Genomic DNA, 17,837 nt, shown 5'->3' with positions numbered 1-17,837 from the left:
CTGCTCCCGATCCCCGCCGATTACGGTAAATTCGCCGCCTTCACGTTTCCTGGGAAGGCTTTCAAGCCGTATGGCGCGACTCTTATTACTCAACGGCCCGAACCTGAACCTGCTGGGTCAACGCGAACCCGAGGTGTACGGCTCGGACACGCTCGCCTCCATCGAGGAACGCGCGAAAAACGCGGCGTCCAAACTGGGGCACGAACTGGTGGCCTTCCAGAGCAACGCGGAACACGAGCTCATCGATCGCGTCCAGACGGCGAAGGCCAATGGCATCGCGTTCGCGATCATCAATCCAGGCGGCTTCACCCACACCAGCGTCGCGCTGCGCGATGCACTGCTCGGCGTGAAGCTGCCGTTCATCGAGCTGCACCTGTCGAACACCTTCTCGCGCGAGAAGTTCCGGCATCACTCGTATTTCTCGGACATCGCGGTGGGCTGCATCGTCGGTCTGGGTGCGCACGGCTATGAGCTGGCCATCCTCGCGGCCGCCGAACGTCTCCGCACGCAATCGGACGCGCGTCCCGCGCGTCAATAGTCAATCTGGAATAAGGGGTCCACATTGGACATTCGGAAAGTAAAAAAACTGATCGAACTACTCGAAGAATCGGGCATCGCCGAAATCGAGATCAAGGAAGGCGAGGAATCAGTTCGTATCAGTCGCATGCCCACGGGCGGCATGGTCACCCACGTGGCGCCCGCCATGATGCAGGCGCCGGCCGCCGTGGCCGCTCCCGCCGCGCCGACGACGGTGACCGGCGGCGCGCCCGCCACCGCGCCGCGCCGCGCCAATGAACACGTGGTCGCGGCCCCGATGGTTGGCACGTTCTACGGCTCCGCTTCGCCCGGCGCCAAGCCGTTCGTCGAGATCGGCACCGAAGTAAAGGAAGGCCAGGTGCTCTGCATCATCGAGGCGATGAAGATGATGAACCAGATCGAAAGCGACAAGGCCGGCAAGGTCACCGCCATCATGGCGACGAATGGCGACCCGGTGGAATTCGGCCAGCCGCTCTTCGTAATCGAGTAACGCGCCCGACATGCTCGACAAAATCGTCATCGCCAATCGTGGCGAGATCGCACTCCGCATCCTGCGCGCCTGCCGTGAGCTCGGCATCAAGACCGTCGCCGTGCACTCCACGGCCGACTACAACCTCAAGCACGTGTTGCTGGCCGACGAGTCCGTGTGCATCGGCCCGCCGCAGTCGCAGAAGAGTTACCTCAACATGCCGGCGATCATCAGCGCGGCGGAAGTGACCGACGCGGTGGGCATCCATCCCGGCTACGGCTTCCTCTCCGAGAACGCGGATTTCGCGGAGCGCGTAGAGAAAAGCGGCTTCACGTTCATCGGCCCGCGCGCCGACGTGATCCGCATGATGGGCGACAAGGTTTCGGCCATCAACGTCATGAAAAAGGCCGGCGTGCCCTGCGTGCCGGGCTCGGGCGGCCCGCTCGGCGATGTGCCGGAAGAGAATCACCGCATCGCGCGCGACATCGGTTATCCCGTGATCATCAAGGCTTCGGGCGGCGGCGGCGGCCGCGGCATGCGCGTCGTGCACACCGAAGCCTCGCTGCTGAACGCCATCGCCGTCACCAAGAGTGAAGCGCTGGCGGCGTTCAACAACGACCAGGTCTACATGGAGAAATTCCTGGAGCGCCCGCGGCACATCGAATTCCAGGTGCTGGCCGACAACTACGGCAACGTCATCCATCTGGGCGAGCGCGATTGCTCCATGCAGCGCCGCCACCAGAAGGTGGTCGAGGAAGCGCCGGCCCCCGGCATCACCGAAGCGCAACGCGAGAAGATGGGTGCGCGCGTGGTCGAGGCCTGCAAGGCCGTCGGCTACCGCAGCGCCGGCACGCTCGAGTTCCTGTACCAGGACGACGAGTTCTACTTCATCGAGATGAACACGCGCATCCAGGTCGAGCATCCGGTGACCGAGCTGATCACCGGGATCGATCTGGTCAAAGCGCAGCTGATGATCGCCTCGGGCGAGAAGCTGCAATTCATGCAGAAGGACATCAAGCTCACCGGCCATGCGATCGAGTGCCGCATCAATGCCGAGGACGCCAAGACCTTCATGCCCTCACCGGGCCCGATCAAGCTGTGGCACGCGCCCGGCGGCCCCGGCATCCGGGTAGATAGCCACATCTACTCGGGCTACAACGTACCGCCGCATTACGACTCCTTGATCGCCAAGATCATCGCCTATGGCGACACGCGCGAAACGGCCATCGCCCGCATGCGCAACGCGCTGGCCGAAATGGTGATCGAAGGCATCAAGACCAACACGGCGCTGCATCAGGAAATTTTCACGCACCAGGCGTTCCGCACCGGCGGGCAGGACATCCACTACCTGGAGCGCCGCCTCGGCCTGAAGTAACCCGGGTATCGAGTGCCGCAGCTAGCTCTCACCTTGTCTCTGGATGGGCTCGATGCCGAGCGCGTCGAGGAGGCCTGCTTCGAATTCGGCGCGCTGGCCGTTTCGTACACCGACCAGCGCGACGACCCGATCCTCGAGCCCGCACCCGGGGAATTCCGGCTCTGGCCGCATTCGCGCCTGCAGGCGCTGTTCTCGTTCGACTGCTCGCCGCAGGAGATCGTCGCAGGGCTCTCGCACGTGCTGCGCCTCGAGCCGCAACGCATCTCGGTCGAGACACTCGCGGATCGCGTCTGGGAGCGCGAGTGGCTGCGCGATTTTCATCCCATGTCTTTCGGCCGGCGGCTGTGGGTCGCTCCGCATCACTCGCACGTCCACACCGAGGGCGCAGTGATCGTGCGGCTCGATCCCGGACTCGCCTTCGGTACCGGCACACACGCCACCACCGCGATGTGCCTGAGCTGGCTCGATGAGAACGCGCAGACCGGCGATCTCGCCATCGACTACGGCTGCGGCTCGGGCGTGCTGGCGGTCGCGGCCGTGAAGCTCGGCGCGCGCGAAGCGCACGCCTACGACATCGACCCGCAGGCGTTGACTGCGACCCACGACAACGCGGCGGCGAATGGCGTCGAAACGCAGGTGCGCGTCGTCGACGCGGACGCGAAACTTCCCGCGGGCGGCGTCGACATCCTGCTGGCTAACATCCTGTGCGGCCCGCTGTGCGAGCTGGCGCCACGCTTCGCCGCACTGACGCGCCCGGGCGGAAAAATCGTGCTCGCCGGCCTGCTCAGCAACCAGGCCGACGAGGTGACACGCGCGCACGCGCCGTGGTTTGATATCGAGCCTTTCGCGTCCCGCGATGGCTGGACGGCTCTCGCCGGCACCCGCGTGATGGATAAAACCGGACACCGCGCATGAATGGCATTCTGCGGAAGATCGCCGCGATGATTCCCGGGCTCGCAGTCAGTGTCGCTGCCGCGCCGGCCACCGACGATGTGGACCGGCGCTGGCAGGCGGCCTACTCCGCACGCGAGCGTTATTACCAGGCCGCGATCGGTGACTTCCCCAACGACATCCTCAAACTGCCGCACATGACGGGCGTCTGGCCCGGGGGCGGCCTGTTCGTCATGCGTGCCGACAAGTTAGGCAGGGACGTGTGGGCGTACAGCACCTTCGGCCTCTCGAATGTCGGCATGCCAGCACCGGTCAATCGCCTGGCCGCGGCCCCGCCGGATGACGCGGCGGGTTACGGCTTCGAGCTCATGGTCGTGGCGCGCGAGAACGCCGAGTGGCCGCTGTGGATACTGCAGTGGGCCACCAATGCCGAGATTCTCGCCGAGGCCGGTTTCATGGATCGCGTGGAGAAACACCGGGGCGTCACGGCTGCCGAGGTCAAGGTCGGCCCGCAGCCGGCTGACAGCGTGAACCTGCTCATATCAAAAGCGCAGCCGCCGCTTCCACAGGGCACGCGCCTGCCGAATGGCATGATGGAAATGCTCATCGCCACGGTGATCACGGACGACGAAATGAACTGGTCCCTGTCGAACGGCCGCGAAGCACTGCTGAAGAAATTGCTGGCGGCGGGTATCGGCCAGATCAGCACGCGCGTCCGCTCGTCAGTGTTGGCGGGGAGATACTGAGTTGTTCACCATCTGTCCGAAATGCACGCTGACGCTGGTCGTCACCACCGTCGATCTGCGCGCCGGACAGGGCTACGTTCGCTGTGGCCGCTGCGCGAATGTGTTCAACGCGTTGATCGCATTGCGCGAAGGCGAGCCGAACGGCGGCACGTCGGACACTGCCAATCGCCGCCTCCAGGAGACGACGCCGAAACTTCCGATCGAGCCCGCCTTCGGTGCCGGCGTGGCGATAGAACCGGAATCCGTGCCGCCGGCGCAGGAACCTGCCCCCGAACTCGATCTGAGTTTCATCGCCAACGCCGGAAACATCGAAGAAGGTTCGATGGAATTCGATCCGGTTGCGACCGACGTTTCCGAAATCTTCATCGATCCTCCCGCGCGCGACACCGACATCGCCTCGGGCACCTACGAAGCCGTAGTGCTTTCCGAAGATCCGCAAGAGCCGGCGACCGAACCCGAACTCGAACCGGTCGAACCGACATTCACCGACACGATCGCATCCGACGACTGGTCGCTGCTGGACGATACCGAGGACGGCGCACCGGCGGATTCCGCCGCCGCAGATCCTGCGACAACGGACGAAACGATCGAACAGAGCGGTGCCGCGGATCCGCCGTGGGTCGAACAGATGTTCGCCGAAGCGGAAGCCGTCGCGACGCGCAGCCGCACGGGCGAACGCGAAGCGCTGCGCCCCGCAGCGAATCTCGACGATGAGCCCGTGGAGGTCCGCGCAGCGCGCGACGTCGCCGGCGTTTCCGCGTCGAGTGGCGATACGGCGCTCGAACCGCTGTTCATGCCGGCCGCAAGCGGGCGGCCGGCGTGGCAGTACGTGAGCGGCGCCGTGTTGCTCGCACTGCTGCTCGTCGTCCAGCTGCTGCACTACAACCGGCAGAGCCTGGCGTTGAGTCCGACACTCGGGCCCGCCGCCTCGAAGGTCTATGGGTGGTTTGGCGTGGTGCTCGTGCCGCGCTGGGACCTGCTGGCGTATTCGGTGAAGCAGCTCGGCGCCGATGCCGAGGGCAGCGATGGCACACGCCTGCGGGTGCGGCTGTCGGTACATAACGAGAGCTCGCGCGTGCAGCCGCTGCCGCTGGTGCGCCTCACGCTGCGCGACCGCTACGGTAACGCCGTGGCGACGCGCGACCTTACCCCGCGGGACTATCTGCCACCGCGGGCTGCGGATCAGCGGCTGCTCGAGCCGGACCAGCGCATCGATGCTGAATTACACGTTATCGACCCGGGCAAAGCCGCCATCGGCTTCGAGATCGACGCCTGCCTGCGCGACGAGAGCGGCGCTATCGGTTGTGCGAACGACGCCCGGCGCCGCTCCGCGGGCTGAAGTACCAAGCGCGATGCGTATTGGCCCCTACGAGTTGAGTTCGTCAATCGTGCTCGCGCCGATGGCAGGCGTGACCGATCGGCCATTCCGACAAATCGCCAGGACATTTGGAGCGGGTCTCGCCGCGTCGGAAATGATCACCAGCGATGTGCGTCTTTGGACCACGAAAAAAACACAACTGCGCATGGATCATTCCGGCGAGCCCGAGCCGCGCGTCGTGCAACTCGCTGGTGCAGATCCCGAACCACTCGCCGAAGCCGCACGCCGCAATATCGATCTCGGTGCGCAGATCATCGACATCAACATGGGCTGCCCGGCGAAGAAAGTCTGCAACCGGCTGTGCGGTTCCGCGCTGCTCACCGACGAAACGCTGGTCGCGAAAATTCTTTCCGCGGTGGTCGCCGCATCGAGCGTACCGGTAACCCTGAAGACGCGCACCGGATGGAGCCGCGATCAGCGCAACGGTGTGCGCATCGCGCAACTCGCTGAATCGTGTGGCATCGCAGCGCTCGCGATTCACGGGCGCACACGCGAAGATTTTTACGACGGCGACGCGGAGTACGAAACCATTCGCGAAATCAGATCGCGCGTGAAAATTCCTTTATTCGCAAATGGTGATATTGATTCGCCGCAAAAAGCGCGCGCAGTGCTTGATTTCACCGGAGCAACAGGAGTAATGCTCGGCCGCGCAGCGCATGGCTCACCGTGGATCTTTCGTGATGTCAATTATTTTTTGTCGCACGGAAAAATTGCGCCCGCACTTCCACTCCAGAAAGTGCGTGATACCATCCTCGCGCATCTCGAATCCCTCTACGCTTTTTACGGCGAAGAAACCGGACTTCGAGTCGCACGCAAACACCTCGGTTGGTATTTTGAGAAGTTGCAGGACGCGCCCGATGTTCGTCGGGAGTTGATGGCAGCTTCAACGTCGGCGTCGCAGTTTGCGTTGTCGGAAAAAAGTCTGGATAGCTGGTTGCAGACCAGCGGCCAGGCCACCGTTGCAGCCTGGGGAGGATTTGCAGCGAGTGTTTAAGACGAAGTGTTCAGGCTCGAGCACAGACGACGGGGCATCGGTAATGACGGCGAAAACTTCACGGACCAGAAAAGATTCCGGCCGCAATGGCGCGCTGGAAGTGCCGCTCAGAAATCACGCCGAGCGCGCACTCTCCGACTACTTCTCCAATCTCAATGGCCACAAGCCGGCGCACCTGTACGACCTCGTGTTGCGCGAAGTCGAAGAGCCGCTGTTCCGCGCCGTGCTCGACTACTCCTCGGGCAACCAGTGCCGCGCCGCCGCCATCCTCGGTATCAACCGGGGCACGCTGAGAAAGAAACTGCGACAGTTCGGCCTCTCGGGCTGACGCTTCCATGCTCGTCACGATTCGCAGGGCCCTGCTGTCGGTTTCCGACAAGACGGGGCTGATCGACTTCGCCAAGTCGCTCGTTGCGCGCAAAGTTGAGTTGCTGAGCACTGGCGGTACAGCCCGGGCGCTGCGCGACGCGGGCCTGCCCGTGATCGACGTAAGCACCTACACGGGTTTCCCCGAGATCATGGACGGCCGCGTCAAGACGCTGCATCCGCGCGTGCACGGCGGCCTGCTGGGCCGTCGCGGCACCGACGACGAGGTGATGGCGAAGCACGACATCCCGCGTATCGATCTGCTGGTCGTGAACCTCTATCCGTTCGCCCAGACGGTCGCGAAACCCGACTGCACGTACGCCGATGCGATCGAGAACATCGACATCGGCGGCCCGGCGATGGTGCGCGCGGCTTCCAAGAACCATGAATCGGTGACGGTCATCGTCGATCCGGCCGACTACCCGCTGGTCGCCGCCGATCTCGACGCCAACGCGGGCGCCACCAGCATCGACACGCGTTCGCGGCTCGCCGCCAAGGCGTTCGCGCACACCGCGAAGTACGACACGATGGTGTCCAACTATCTGTTGAATCGCGAAGGCAATCAGGCGGAAACGTTCCCCGCCACGCTGCCGCTGGTCTACGAAAAAATCCAGGACCTGCGCTACGGCGAGAACCCGCATCAGCAGGCGGCGTTCTACCGCGAGCCGGGCGTCAAGGGCTCGTGTGTGGCCAACGCCAGGATGCTGCAGGGCAAGGAACTGTCGTTCAACAACATCGCCGACACCGACACCGCGGTCGAATGCGTGCGCGTGTTCAACGAACCCGCCTGCGTGATCGTCAAGCACGCCAACCCCTGTGGCGTGGCGACGTCCATGTCGTTGTCGGATGCCTACGATCGCGCGTACCGCACGGATCCGACCTCCGCGTTCGGCGGCATCATCGCGTTCAATCGTGAGCTCGATGAAGCGACTGCCACCGCCATCACGGGGCGGCAGTTCGTCGAAGTCATCGCAGCGCCCAGCGTTTCGGCCGCGGCCGCCAAGGTGCTCGCCGGCAAGGCCAACGTGCGCGTGCTGGTCGTGGGCCCGCTCGCAAACCCCAACCCTTCCGAGCTCGAATACCGCAGCGTGGTCGGTGGCCTGCTCGTGCAGAGCCGCGACACGGCGCTCGCGGATCCCGACACTTTCAAGATCGTCACGCAGAAGCAGCCCACGCCCACGCAGTACGCGGACCTGTGGTTTGCCTGGCGCGTGTGCAAGTACGTGAAATCGAACGCGATCGTGTTCGCGCGGGACGGCATGACCATCGGCGTGGGCGCCGGGCAGATGTCGCGCGTGTATTCCACGCATGTCGCCGCGCTCAAGGCGAAAGACGAAGGCCTGCCGGTCGAAGGCAGCTCGATGGCCTCGGACGCCTTCTTTCCGTTTCGCGACGGCATCGACGCGGCGGCCGCGTACGGCATCAAGGCGATCGTTCAACCGGGCGGCAGCAAACGCGACGATGAAGTCATCGCGGCGGCCGATGAACACGGCATGACCATGGTGTTCACCGGCATGCGCCACTTCCGGCACTAGCCGCCAGGTTTCATGAAGATCCTGATCGTAGGCTCCGGCGGACGCGAACACGCGCTCGCATGGAAGTGCGCGCAATCCGCGAAGGTGTCCGAAGTACTGGTCGCGCCGGGTAATGGCGGCACCGCGACCGAACCGCGCGTCCGCAATGTGAACGTGGCCGCCGAAGACATTCCGGGGCTGGTAGCGCTGGCGAAATCCGAGCAGGTCGGGCTCACCATCATCGGCCCCGAGGGCCCGCTGGTCGCCGGCGTGGTCGATGCGTTCCAGGCCGCGGGGTTGCGTTGCTTCGGTCCGACGCAGGCCGCGGCGCAGCTCGAAGGCTCCAAGGCGTACACCAAGGAATTCCTCAAGCGGCACGGCATCCCCACCGCGGCCTATGCCACCTTCCGCAAGGAGACCTTCGATCCGGACTGGGTGCGCGCCCAGCGCATGCCGATCGTGGTGAAGGCCAGCGGGCTCGCCGCCGGCAAGGGCGTGCTGATCCTCGACACGGCTGAAGAGGCCATCGAGGCCGCGTTGTCGATGTTCGGCGGGCAGTTCGGCGCCTCCGGCGATGAAGTCGTCATCGAGGAGTTCCTGCCGGGCGAGGAAGCGAGTTTCATCGTCATGGCCGACGGCAAGAACATCCTGGCGTTCGCCACCTCGCAGGACCACAAGCGGCTGAAAGACGCCGATGCCGGCCCGAACACCGGTGGCATGGGCGCCTACTCACCCGCGCCCGTGGTCGACCGCGCGATGCACGAACGCATCATGCGCGAGGTCATCGAACCTTCCATTCGCGGGCTCGCGAAAGACGGCACGCCCTACACGGGTTTTCTGTACGCCGGGATCATGGTGCATCCCGACGGCACACCGAACGTGCTCGAGTACAACTGCCGCTTCGGCGATCCGGAGACGCAGCCGATCATGATGCGGCTCAAGAGCGATCTGGTGGAGCTGTGCGAGGCGGCACTCGACAAACGGCTCGCGGGGTTGCACGCCGAGTGGGACGAGCGGGCCGCGCTCGGCGTGGTGCTGGCGGCGGAAGGGTATCCGGACAACGTGCGCAAGGGCGATCCGATCTCGGGCCTCGAGGCCGCCGCCAAACTACCCGGAAAGGTGTTTCACGCCGGGACGCTGCTCGACGGAAGCACCGTCGTCACGAATGGCGGCCGCGTGTTGTGCGCGGTGGGCCTGGGCACGAGCGTTTCCGCGGCGCAGGCGCAGGCTTACGCACTGGTCGATGCGACGTCGTGGAAGGGCATGCAATGCCGCCGCGACATCGGCTACCGGGCGATCGCGCGCGAGCGGGCGCGCGAAGACGCGCGAGACGATCCGCACCGTTGAATTCGCGCGCGTGCCGGTGGTCACAAGGACATGAAAAGTCACACCGAGCTCGAATGGCAATTTGCGACGGCCGACCTGGCGCCGGCGCGTGCCTGGCTCGCGTCGCAGCCCACGGAATCTTCCTCGCGGCGACTGGCCGCAGGTGCACCGCTCGAGATTCTTGACACCTATTACGATTCCTCCGACTGGATGATCTATCGCGCGGGCTTCGCGCTGCGGCTACGCCAGTCCGCCAACGCAGACGCCGCCAATGCCGGCGGTTTCGAAGTGACCCTCAAGTCGCTGCATGCGGCGAGTAGCGGATTCGCGCGCCGCACCGAGATCTCGGGGAAGGTGGCGAGCGCGGACATGACCCGCGTGCTCGCCGCCGAAGACGCCATCGCGGCACGCATCCGCGAACTCGTTGGCACGCGCGCGCTGGCGGCTCTCTTCCAGGTCCGCACACACCGCGAACCGCTACGGCTGCTGGAGGCGGATTCCGACCTGCCGCTGGCCGAGGTCGCGCTCGACGACACTGCCATCGACACGCCGGCCGGCGCCGCCCAGCAATTCACGCGCGTGGAAGTCGAATGCATCAATGCCGAACCGGCAGCGCTCGATTCCTGGGTCGAGGATTTTCGCGCCGGCGCGCAGCTGCAAGCCGTGCAGCTCTCCAAGTTTCGGGCCGGCCTCGCGGCCGCCGGACTCGACCCGGAGAAACGCCTCACGCTCGGCAGTCTCGAAATCTCGCCGCGGCAGGATTTTCCCGCGACGCAGCGGGCACAGTTGCGGCGTTACCTCGGGATGGTGCTCGACGCCGAGCCGCGCGTGCGGGTGGGCACGGCGGACAGCGTCCACGAGATGCGCGTCGCCGCGCGGCACCTGGACGTGCTGCTGCGCTCCTGGCAACGACGCGGACCCGACTGGGCGGTGCGCGAGCGCCGCACCGTGCGCCTGCTGGTGCGATCGCTCGGCGCCGTGCGCGACCGCGACGTGCAGATCGCCCATCTCGACAGCTCGCTCGCCGCGCCCGGCGATGACGAGCAGCACGCGCTGCGCCCCATGCTCGACCGGCTGCGCAATGAGCGCTCCGCCCTGCGCGGACGGCTGCTCACGGTGCTCGACTCGGAGCGCGTGCGATTCTGGGTGCAGGGCTGGCAGGAAAAGTTGCGCGAGGAACCCGTAGCCGCCGCCGGCCTGGCGGAACCGACGGGCGCCATCGCGCGCGAACTGATCCGGGAGCAGGCCCGCAAACTGCGCAAACGCGCGCGCAAGATCGGCGCCGAGTCCGGTCCCGACGATTTCCACGAAGTGCGTATTCGCGCGAAACGGCTGCGCTACACGCTCGACGCCTTCGCCGCGCTGTACGGCGAGGCCGCGCACATCTACACGCGTGCGCTCGGACGGCTGCAGGACATTCTCGGCGCATTCCACGATGCCGCCGTGCGCGAGCAACACTTCGTGGCGCTCGCGAACGATGCGCAGCCGCTGCCCTCGTCTACCTACTTCGCCATGGGGCGGCTCGTCGAACGCGACCGGCGTGCGTTCGAGCGCTGCCGGCGCAAGTTCCCGAAGGCGTATTCGCGCGTTCGCGGCCGGCGCTGGCGCGCGCTCGCCGACGCGATGCGCTCCCACTCACCTCCGGAGACATCCTGATGCAGGTCATCCTCGTCCGTCACGCGATCGCCCACGAACGCAGCCGCGCGCGCTGGCCGAAGGATGCCTTGCGGCCGCTGACCCCGGCCGGCATCCGCAAATTCGAGAAGGCCGCGCGCGGCCTGGCGCGCCACCTGCCGCGCAACGCCACGCTGCTGACCAGCCCGTTCATGCGCGCGCTCGAAACCGCGACCATCCTGCAACGCGTCGCGCAGCTGCGGGATCTCACCGAGTGCGCAGAGCTCGCCGCAGGCCAGCCGGTGCGGCACGCGATCGCGCTGCTGCGCAAGCAGCGCGGCCGCTGCGTGGTGCTCGTGGGACACGAACCCCACCTCTCGCTGCTGCTGTCGCAGGCGCTCGGCGGCGTCGCACGCCTGAAATTCTCGTTCAAGAAGGGCGGCGCGGCGTGCATCGATTTTGGCAAGACGGTCGAGCCGGGCGGCGCGACGCTGATCTGGATGATGCCGCCGCGCGTGTTGCGCGCGCTGGCGTGAGGCATGCAACGGTGCGCTTGTCTATTGCTCTTCGGCAGTGCGCGTATATGAAGTGACGGTGGCCGGCAGCACGTCGTAGCGGTACGGCACGAAAATCGTCACCTCGAGCATCCCGTCGCGCACCCACTGGATCGGCGCATCGATGCCACGCGCCACCACCTTGTAGTCAGGCCCGAGCGCGGCGACGACTTTCTTGACGTCCGCGGCGAACAGCTCGATGACACGGTCGCGATACTGCGCCGGGTTCACGATGCTGATTTCGAATGCGCCGTCGTCGTCGATGATGGTCCGTCCCACGGGCTTGATGCCGGCGGCAAAATCCTTGAGCTTCGCCACCAGCGCCGAACTGTTGCCGACGGTCTTCGGAATAGCCGTCTTGACGCTGATGGTGGTCTCGGACGTGTCCGCACGTTTGCCGCCGACGAGCCTCAGCGTCGCCGAATCGAGCTTGAGCGGCAGCACGAGATTGTTGTCGCCTATGACCGATAGCTCGATGGATTTGTCTTTCGCCGCGGCCGCGAGCATCGCCCGCAGCGTCGCTTCGATCTCGCTCTGGCGCGTCTTCTCGTCGCGCGAATCGTTGCTGACCTCCACCATGAGCAGGATGAAGTCGCCGGGACGCTTGAGGCTGGTGCCGGGAACCGCTACGTCCGCGCTGCGCATGCCGGTGACCACGACTTCCTCGAGATCCTGGCCGAACGCGGCGCTCGCACCGCAGCAAACTAACAAAGAGAACAATGATGCACGTTTCATGCTGGCCTCCCCTTGCGCCGAATACTAGCAAGATCGCTTGATGGCGGGGCGCCGGTGGCTAGGGGCGGTCAGTCCCGGCCGAGCTCTTTGGCGACCAGTGCTCCTATCTGCGCGTGCGCGGCGTTGAGCTGCGCGAGCGGCAGCTGCGAACCGCTCATGTAGACGGCGACCAGCACCGGCCGCCGTTCCGGTGGAAACGCGATGACGAGGTCGTTGACCGCGCCGTTCTCGCCGGTGCCGGTCTTGTCGCCGACCAGCCAGGACTTGGGAATACCGGCATGGACGCGCTCGAGGCCGGTCTTCGCCGCCGTCAGCCAGTCGATGAGCAAGGCGCGCGACGGGATCGACAACACATCCTGCGTGAAGATCCGCAGCAGCGAATCGACCATGGCGCGCGGCGTGGTCGTGTCGCGCGGATCGCCGGGCATGTTGCTGTTGAGCGCGGTCTCCATGCGATCCAGGCGCGTGACCTCGTCGCCGATATTGCGCATGAAAGTAGTTAGCGCCTGCGGGCCGCCGATGCCGGTGAGCAGGATGTTGGCGGCGGCGTTGTCGCTCACCGTGATGATGGCGACGCACAGCTCGCGCAAGGTCATCGAGTCCGATCCGGCGGCGAGCGCCGCCTCCACCGAAGGCGAATACGGCAACAGGTTGTCGCGCGAGATCGGCAGCGTGCGATCGAGCTTGAACGCGCCGCGGTCCACCTGCCACAACAAGGCGGCGGCCAGCGGCAGTTTGAAGGTCGACGCCATGGCGTATCGCGAACGGTCGTCGATGCCGAATCGTTTGCCGCTCTGCGAATCGAGTGCGTGCACGCCGAGGCGGCCTCCGACGCGTTTCTGGATGGATTTCAGTTCACGATCGGCGCGCGCGGCGGCCGCGGGTGTGGCCAGCGCCGCCGCCAGCGCGAGACTCACGAGGTGGCGCCGCGTGATCATCGATGCCGCGCCAGGACCACGATCTGCTCGTTTTCCGCGAACAGGTATTTCTCGGACTTGCAAAGTTTGACGTAGTCGGTCATGGGGCGGAAATAGATCCCGGAGCCTTCGCGGAGCAGCTGGGGGCGAGTCTAACTGCTAGCGAGGCAGACCTGCGGGCCGGCGCACCACGATGTCGATGCTCTCGGTGTTCTGATCGTAGACGATCTCGGCTTCCCGGCGTTCGAGCTGGCGGCGTACCTGCATCACCTTGGTTTCGAACGATACGTCGCGCTCGCCGTAATCCGTGCCTTCGCGCAGCACGAACGACTGGATCACGCCCTCGAGCGCATCAGGCGACAACTCGGTATGCGGGATGACAACAGGCGGCAGCGGGCGTTCGGAGTCTTCGTTCAAGTCGCGTATTTCCTGATGAGCCATGCGGCGCCGGTCAGCGAAGTCGACACCGCCAGCATGATCCATTCCGCGTGCAATTCCGGGTGCGCGATCACGCGCGGCACGTGCAGCAGCACGACGAACGAACCCATCATCGCGGCGAGCAGGGTGGCCGCGACCCGCGCCTGGATGCCGCTGATCAATGCCGCGCCGGCCGCCAGGTGGCCCGCGCCGGTAGCGTATGCCCAGAACAAGGGATAGGGAATCCAGGACGGCACCATGCTCGCGGTGAAGTCCGCGTAGTTGAAATGTGCGAAGCCGAAGACGACGGCGCTGGCACCGGCCAGCAGGCGCGCGGCCAATGAAATTGTGCCACGCAGCTGGCCCGTGCCGGCGGCGAACAAGGCGACGCCGCCCATGGTCATGAAGGTGAGCTCGGCCGGGCCGTTCCATGCGCCGATGTGGCGCCAGGAGGCGAGCGCTGCGGGCAGGTGCAAGGCGAGCACCCAGAAGCCGTAGAACACCGCCAGCAACAGCGCGCCGCCGCGTTCGGCCCTGCGCGTCAGGATGGCGCCGCCGCCGATGATGAGCAGCAGACCGCTCAGGTAGGCGAGCGGCGTGTGCATCGCGATGCCCTTCGGCACCGGCTGCCACTGCAACGCGAAATCGTGGAACCAGATGCCGACGGCGCCTAACAAGATGGCGCCGAGCGCGTACAGAGCGGAGTTGCGGTTCATGGATGTCTCGCAGATGAGTGGTGCCGGGGTGCAATTGTCGTAATTACGCGGAAGTGAATGGTGCCGGGGCGCAATTCACTTCCGCGTAATTGCGACAATTGCACCCCGGCACCGCTACTTCAACCACCAGCGGATCATCAGGCTCACCGCACCTAACAAAGTCACGCTCATGGCCCATATGAGGGCCATCCAGCCCATCCGCCGCAGCAGGGGCGCTTCGCGTTCGTCCGGCGTTTTAATGATAGCCCTCGTGCGCCACCTTGCCGCGGAACACCCAGTAGGACCACGCGGTGTAGGCGAGGATGAGCGGCACCAGCAGTCCCGCGCCCCACAACATGAATGCCTGGCTGCTCTCGGGCGCCGCCGCCATCTGCAGCGTGATGCTGTTGGGGATCAGGTACGGATACATGCTGATTCCCAATCCGACGAAGCTCAACCCGAACACGGCGAGCGTGATGACGAACGGCGCGAGCTCATAATTGCGGCGCAGGCTGCGCGCGAATCGCCAGGTGAGGATCGCGATGATCAGCGGCACCTGCGCGGTGAACAACACCCGCGGCATCGTGAACCAGCGGTCGAAGTATTCGCGGCCGAGGAACGGCGTCGAGAGGCTCACCGCCAGAATGGCGCACAACGTGACGGGCGCGAGAATGCGCATCAGGCGGCGCGCGTGATTCTGCGCCTCCCCTTCGGTCTTCCAGTTGAGCCAGCAGGCGCCTAACAAGGAGTAGCCGGCCACGACGCTCACCCCCGTGAGCAGGCTGAACGGCGTCAACCAGTCCCACCAGCCGCCGCCGTACGCCCTGCCTTCGACCGCGATGCCCTGCAGCAGCGCACCGAGCATGATGCCCTGCGTGAGCGCGGCGACGAACGAACCGGCCGTGAACGCGAAATCCCAGACAGCGCGGTGCGCCGGATCGCGCCAGCGGAATTCGAAGGCGACGCCACGGAACACCAGCGCCAGCAACATCGCGATCAGCGGTGGATAGAGCGCCGACATGATGACCGCGTATGCCAGCGGGAACGCGGCCAACAATCCGCCGCCACCGAGCACCAGCCAGGTCTCGTTGCCGTCCCACACCGGCGCGATGGAGTTCATCGCGCTGTCGCGCTCGCGGCCGACACCGAATACCGGAAACAGGATGCCGATGCCGAGATCGAAGCCATCCATCACGACGTACATGAACACCGCGAAGGCGAGGATCGCAGCCCAGATGTTGGTGAGCACGGTGCTGTCAGTCATGCGGCCGCTCCTTGGTCGAAGAGGGACCACCGGCCGCCAGCGCCGGCCCCGGCGTGATACCCGCAGCGTGCGCGGGCGCATTGGGTGGATCGCTCTCGTGCGGATGCGGCGGACGCGACATCAGCTTGAGCAGATACCAGCTGCCCATGCCGAACACCGCGAAATACACGACGACGAATGCCACCAGCGACGCACCGACCGCCGGCGCGGCCAGCGGCGAAGCGGAATCCGCGGTGCGCAGCAGCCCATAAACGGTAAACGGCTGCCGCCCGATCTCGGTGGTCATCCAGCCCGCGATGACGGCGATGAATCCTGACGGTCCCATCCACACCGCGAAACGCTGCAGCCCGCGCCACTCGTACAGCTTGTGCCTGGCCCGCGCCAGCAAGCTCCACGCGCCGAGCGCGAACATCAGCAGACCGAGACCCACCATGATCCGGAATGTCCAGAACACCACTTTGACCGGCGGGCGATTCTCGGGCGCGATGCTGTCGAGGCCGGCGAGCGGCGCGTCCGGATCGTGCTTGAGGATGAGCGACCCGAGCTTCGGAATCTCGATCGCATGCTCCATGCGCTGTTCGGCGTCGTTGGGAATACCGAACAGCAGCAGCGGCGCACCGTCGGGATGACTTTGATAGTGCCCTTCCATCGCCATGATTTTCGCCGGCTGATGTTCGAGCGTATTGAGGCCGTGCTGATCGCCGACGAAGATCTGCACCGGCGCGACCAGCGCCGCCATCCACATGGCCATCGAGAACATCTTGCGCGCGTGCTGATGCGTCGAGTCGCGCAACAGGTGCCAGGCGCCGACCGCACCGACCATCAACGCGGTGGTCAGATAGGCGGCGATGACCGTGTGCACGAGGCGGTACGGGAAACTCGGATTGAAGATGATCGGCAGCCAGCCGTCGGCCGGCACGAACTGCCCTTCCGGATTGATGGCGTAACCGCTCGGCGTCTGCATCCAGCTGTTGACGCTCAGGATCCAGAACGCGGAGATGGCCGTGCCGACCGCAACCATCAGCGTGGCGAAGAAGTGCAGCCGGCGCCCGACCTTCTGCATGCCGAACAGCATCACGCCGAGGAAGCCCGCTTCGAGGAAAAACGCCGTCAGCACCTCGTAGGCCATGAGCGGACCGATGATCGGCCCGGCCTTGTCGGAGAACACCGCCCAGTTGCTGCCGAACTGGTAGGCCATGACGATGCCCGACACCACGCCCATCGCGAACACGACCGCGAAGATCTTCAGCCAGTACTTGAACAGATCTAGATAGATCGTCTTGCCGGTCTTCAGCCAGAGCGCCTCGAGCACCGCGAGAAAACTCGCCAGCCCGATCGAGAAGGCCGGGAAGATGAAGTGGAAGCTGACCGTGAACCCGAACTGGATCCGCGCGAGGAGCAAGGCGTCTGCGTCGTGAAACATGCGCGCATTTTAAACCGCGGGTGCCATTTGCGGGCATTTGAATGCGCAAGAAAGGCGGCAAATCGACGCGCCCGCGCACCACTTCGGCGATATGGGTATCTTTCTCGGGCCGTCGGTTTGAGCTGTTTATTGCGCGCATACTCGCGCCACAAACAAACCAGTCAAACGAATCGGGACACATGAAGAACATCATCGACGTCGCGGCGGAAGCCGACAATTTCCGGGTCTTGCTGAGCGCCTTCAAAGCGGCTTCGCTCATCGACATGCTGCGCTCGCCCGGTCAATACACCGTATTTGCGCCGACGGACGAGGCCTTCAAACGCCTGCCCGCCGGTTCGCTCGACGCGCTCTTCAAGGACGCGCGCACGCTCAAGCCTTTCCTGTGCAATCACATCATGAAAGGTCAGCTCGCGGCGAACGACATCCTGCCGGGCGAACTCAAGCCGATGGAAGGCCGCGCGCTGCGCGCCTCGCTCGATGGCAGCCGCATCAACATCAACGGCGCGACCATCGTGCAGGCGGATATGCGCGCCACGAACGGTGTGCTGCACGCCGTCGATGACATCCTCATCCCGCTCAATCCGATCCTGGCTGCGGTGGCCTGACCCCCGTTCGTACTCTC

General features: G+C 65.2%; 20 protein-coding genes. 13 read left to right on the top strand and 7 right to left on the bottom strand.

Features of this window, described 5'->3' with window-relative positions; translation table 11 throughout:
• Window positions 1-70 precede the first annotated feature (70 nt).
• Genes aroQ through WDO72_13325 form a run of 12 tightly spaced genes read left to right on the top strand, consistent with a single transcriptional unit; the run spans window position 71 to window position 11,746 of the window.
• A complete protein-coding gene (gene aroQ / locus WDO72_13380; GenBank protein MEJ0086674.1) occupies window positions 71-538 on the top strand; it encodes a type II 3-dehydroquinate dehydratase in 468 nt (155 codons plus the stop codon).
• Between the two features lie 24 nt (window positions 539-562).
• A complete protein-coding gene (accB, locus tag WDO72_13375) occupies window positions 563-1,027 on the top strand; it encodes an acetyl-CoA carboxylase biotin carboxyl carrier protein (GenBank protein MEJ0086673.1) in 465 nt (154 codons plus the stop codon).
• A gap of 10 nt (window positions 1,028-1,037) precedes the next feature.
• Window positions 1,038-2,381 carry an acetyl-CoA carboxylase biotin carboxylase subunit gene (gene accC / locus WDO72_13370; protein ID MEJ0086672.1) on the top strand — a complete coding sequence of 448 codons (1,344 nt, stop codon included), beginning with the start codon at window positions 1,038-1,040 and terminating at the stop codon, window positions 2,379-2,381.
• Between the two features lie 12 nt (window positions 2,382-2,393).
• Window positions 2,394-3,296: a 50S ribosomal protein L11 methyltransferase gene (gene prmA, locus WDO72_13365; GenBank protein MEJ0086671.1), complete on the top strand. Its 903-nt coding sequence runs from the start codon at window positions 2,394-2,396 to the stop codon at window positions 3,294-3,296.
• Window positions 3,293-4,018 carry a suppressor of fused domain protein gene (locus WDO72_13360; protein MEJ0086670.1) on the top strand — a complete coding sequence of 242 codons (726 nt, stop codon included), beginning with the start codon at window positions 3,293-3,295 and terminating at the stop codon, window positions 4,016-4,018. The genes prmA and WDO72_13360 overlap by 4 nt, the downstream gene beginning before the upstream one ends.
• 1 nt (window position 4,019) lies before the next feature.
• Window positions 4,020-5,357: a zinc-ribbon and DUF3426 domain-containing protein gene (locus WDO72_13355; GenBank protein ID MEJ0086669.1), complete on the top strand. Its 1,338-nt coding sequence runs from the start codon at window positions 4,020-4,022 to the stop codon at window positions 5,355-5,357.
• A gap of 13 nt (window positions 5,358-5,370) precedes the next feature.
• Window positions 5,371-6,390 (top strand): tRNA dihydrouridine synthase DusB, encoded by a 1,020-nt coding sequence (dusB, locus tag WDO72_13350; GenBank protein MEJ0086668.1) that lies wholly within the window; start codon window positions 5,371-5,373, stop codon window positions 6,388-6,390.
• 43 nt (window positions 6,391-6,433) lie between these two features.
• Window positions 6,434-6,718, top strand: a complete 285-nt coding sequence (fis, locus tag WDO72_13345; GenBank protein MEJ0086667.1) for a DNA-binding transcriptional regulator Fis — start codon at window positions 6,434-6,436, stop codon at window positions 6,716-6,718.
• Window positions 6,719-6,725: 7 nt separating this feature from the next.
• Window positions 6,726-8,291, top strand: coding sequence for a bifunctional phosphoribosylaminoimidazolecarboxamide formyltransferase/IMP cyclohydrolase (gene purH / locus WDO72_13340; GenBank protein ID MEJ0086666.1), 1,566 nt, complete (start codon window positions 6,726-6,728; stop codon window positions 8,289-8,291).
• Window positions 8,292-8,303: 12 nt separating this feature from the next.
• A complete protein-coding gene (purD, locus tag WDO72_13335; protein ID MEJ0086665.1) occupies window positions 8,304-9,617 on the top strand; it encodes a phosphoribosylamine--glycine ligase in 1,314 nt (437 codons plus the stop codon).
• Between the two features lie 30 nt (window positions 9,618-9,647).
• Window positions 9,648-11,252 carry a CHAD domain-containing protein gene (locus WDO72_13330; protein MEJ0086664.1) on the top strand — a complete coding sequence of 535 codons (1,605 nt, stop codon included), beginning with the start codon at window positions 9,648-9,650 and terminating at the stop codon, window positions 11,250-11,252.
• Entirely contained in the window at window positions 11,252-11,746 is a 495-nt protein-coding gene (locus tag WDO72_13325) for a histidine phosphatase family protein (GenBank protein MEJ0086663.1), read from the top strand. Before WDO72_13330 ends, WDO72_13325 begins: the two co-directional genes overlap by 1 nt.
• A gap of 21 nt (window positions 11,747-11,767) precedes the next feature.
• Here the strand turns inward: WDO72_13325 and WDO72_13320 are convergent, their stop codons facing one another.
• From WDO72_13320 to WDO72_13290, 7 genes are all read right to left on the bottom strand, one after another.
• The gene (locus WDO72_13320) at window positions 11,768-12,499 is read right to left on the bottom strand and encodes a hypothetical protein (protein MEJ0086662.1); all 732 of its coding nucleotides are present in this window, start codon (window positions 12,497-12,499) and stop codon (window positions 11,768-11,770) included.
• Window positions 12,500-12,567: 68 nt separating this feature from the next.
• On the bottom strand, window positions 12,568-13,437 hold the full coding sequence (gene bla, locus WDO72_13315) for a class A beta-lactamase (GenBank protein ID MEJ0086661.1): 870 nt from the start codon (window positions 13,435-13,437) through the stop codon (window positions 12,568-12,570).
• A 138-nt stretch (window positions 13,438-13,575) separates the two neighbouring features.
• Complete coding sequence (locus tag WDO72_13310) at window positions 13,576-13,833, bottom strand: YheU family protein (protein MEJ0086660.1); 258 nt, start codon at window positions 13,831-13,833, stop codon at window positions 13,576-13,578.
• The gene (locus WDO72_13305) at window positions 13,830-14,549 is read right to left on the bottom strand and encodes a DoxX family membrane protein (protein ID MEJ0086659.1); all 720 of its coding nucleotides are present in this window, start codon (window positions 14,547-14,549) and stop codon (window positions 13,830-13,832) included. The genes WDO72_13310 and WDO72_13305 overlap by 4 nt, the downstream gene beginning before the upstream one ends.
• A 114-nt stretch (window positions 14,550-14,663) precedes the next feature.
• A complete protein-coding gene (locus tag WDO72_13300; GenBank protein ID MEJ0086658.1) occupies window positions 14,664-14,756 on the bottom strand; it encodes a DUF2474 family protein in 93 nt (30 codons plus the stop codon).
• Between the two features lie 28 nt (window positions 14,757-14,784).
• A complete protein-coding gene (cydB, locus tag WDO72_13295; GenBank protein ID MEJ0086657.1) occupies window positions 14,785-15,792 on the bottom strand; it encodes a cytochrome d ubiquinol oxidase subunit II in 1,008 nt (335 codons plus the stop codon).
• Complete coding sequence (locus WDO72_13290) at window positions 15,785-17,215, bottom strand: cytochrome ubiquinol oxidase subunit I (GenBank protein MEJ0086656.1); 1,431 nt, start codon at window positions 17,213-17,215, stop codon at window positions 15,785-15,787. The genes cydB and WDO72_13290 overlap by 8 nt, the downstream gene beginning before the upstream one ends.
• 179 nt (window positions 17,216-17,394) lie before the next feature.
• On the opposite strand from WDO72_13290, the gene WDO72_13285 reads away from it, so the two are divergent.
• Window positions 17,395-17,820 carry a fasciclin domain-containing protein gene (locus WDO72_13285; GenBank protein MEJ0086655.1) on the top strand — a complete coding sequence of 142 codons (426 nt, stop codon included), beginning with the start codon at window positions 17,395-17,397 and terminating at the stop codon, window positions 17,818-17,820.
• Window positions 17,821-17,837 lie beyond the last annotated feature (17 nt).

It is taken from the genome of Pseudomonadota bacterium (genome assembly GCA_037200975.1).
In the GTDB taxonomy this organism is placed as follows: Bacteria; Pseudomonadota; Gammaproteobacteria; order Steroidobacterales; family Steroidobacteraceae; genus CADEED01.
This window is presented reverse-complemented; position numbering and strand designations above follow the sequence as displayed.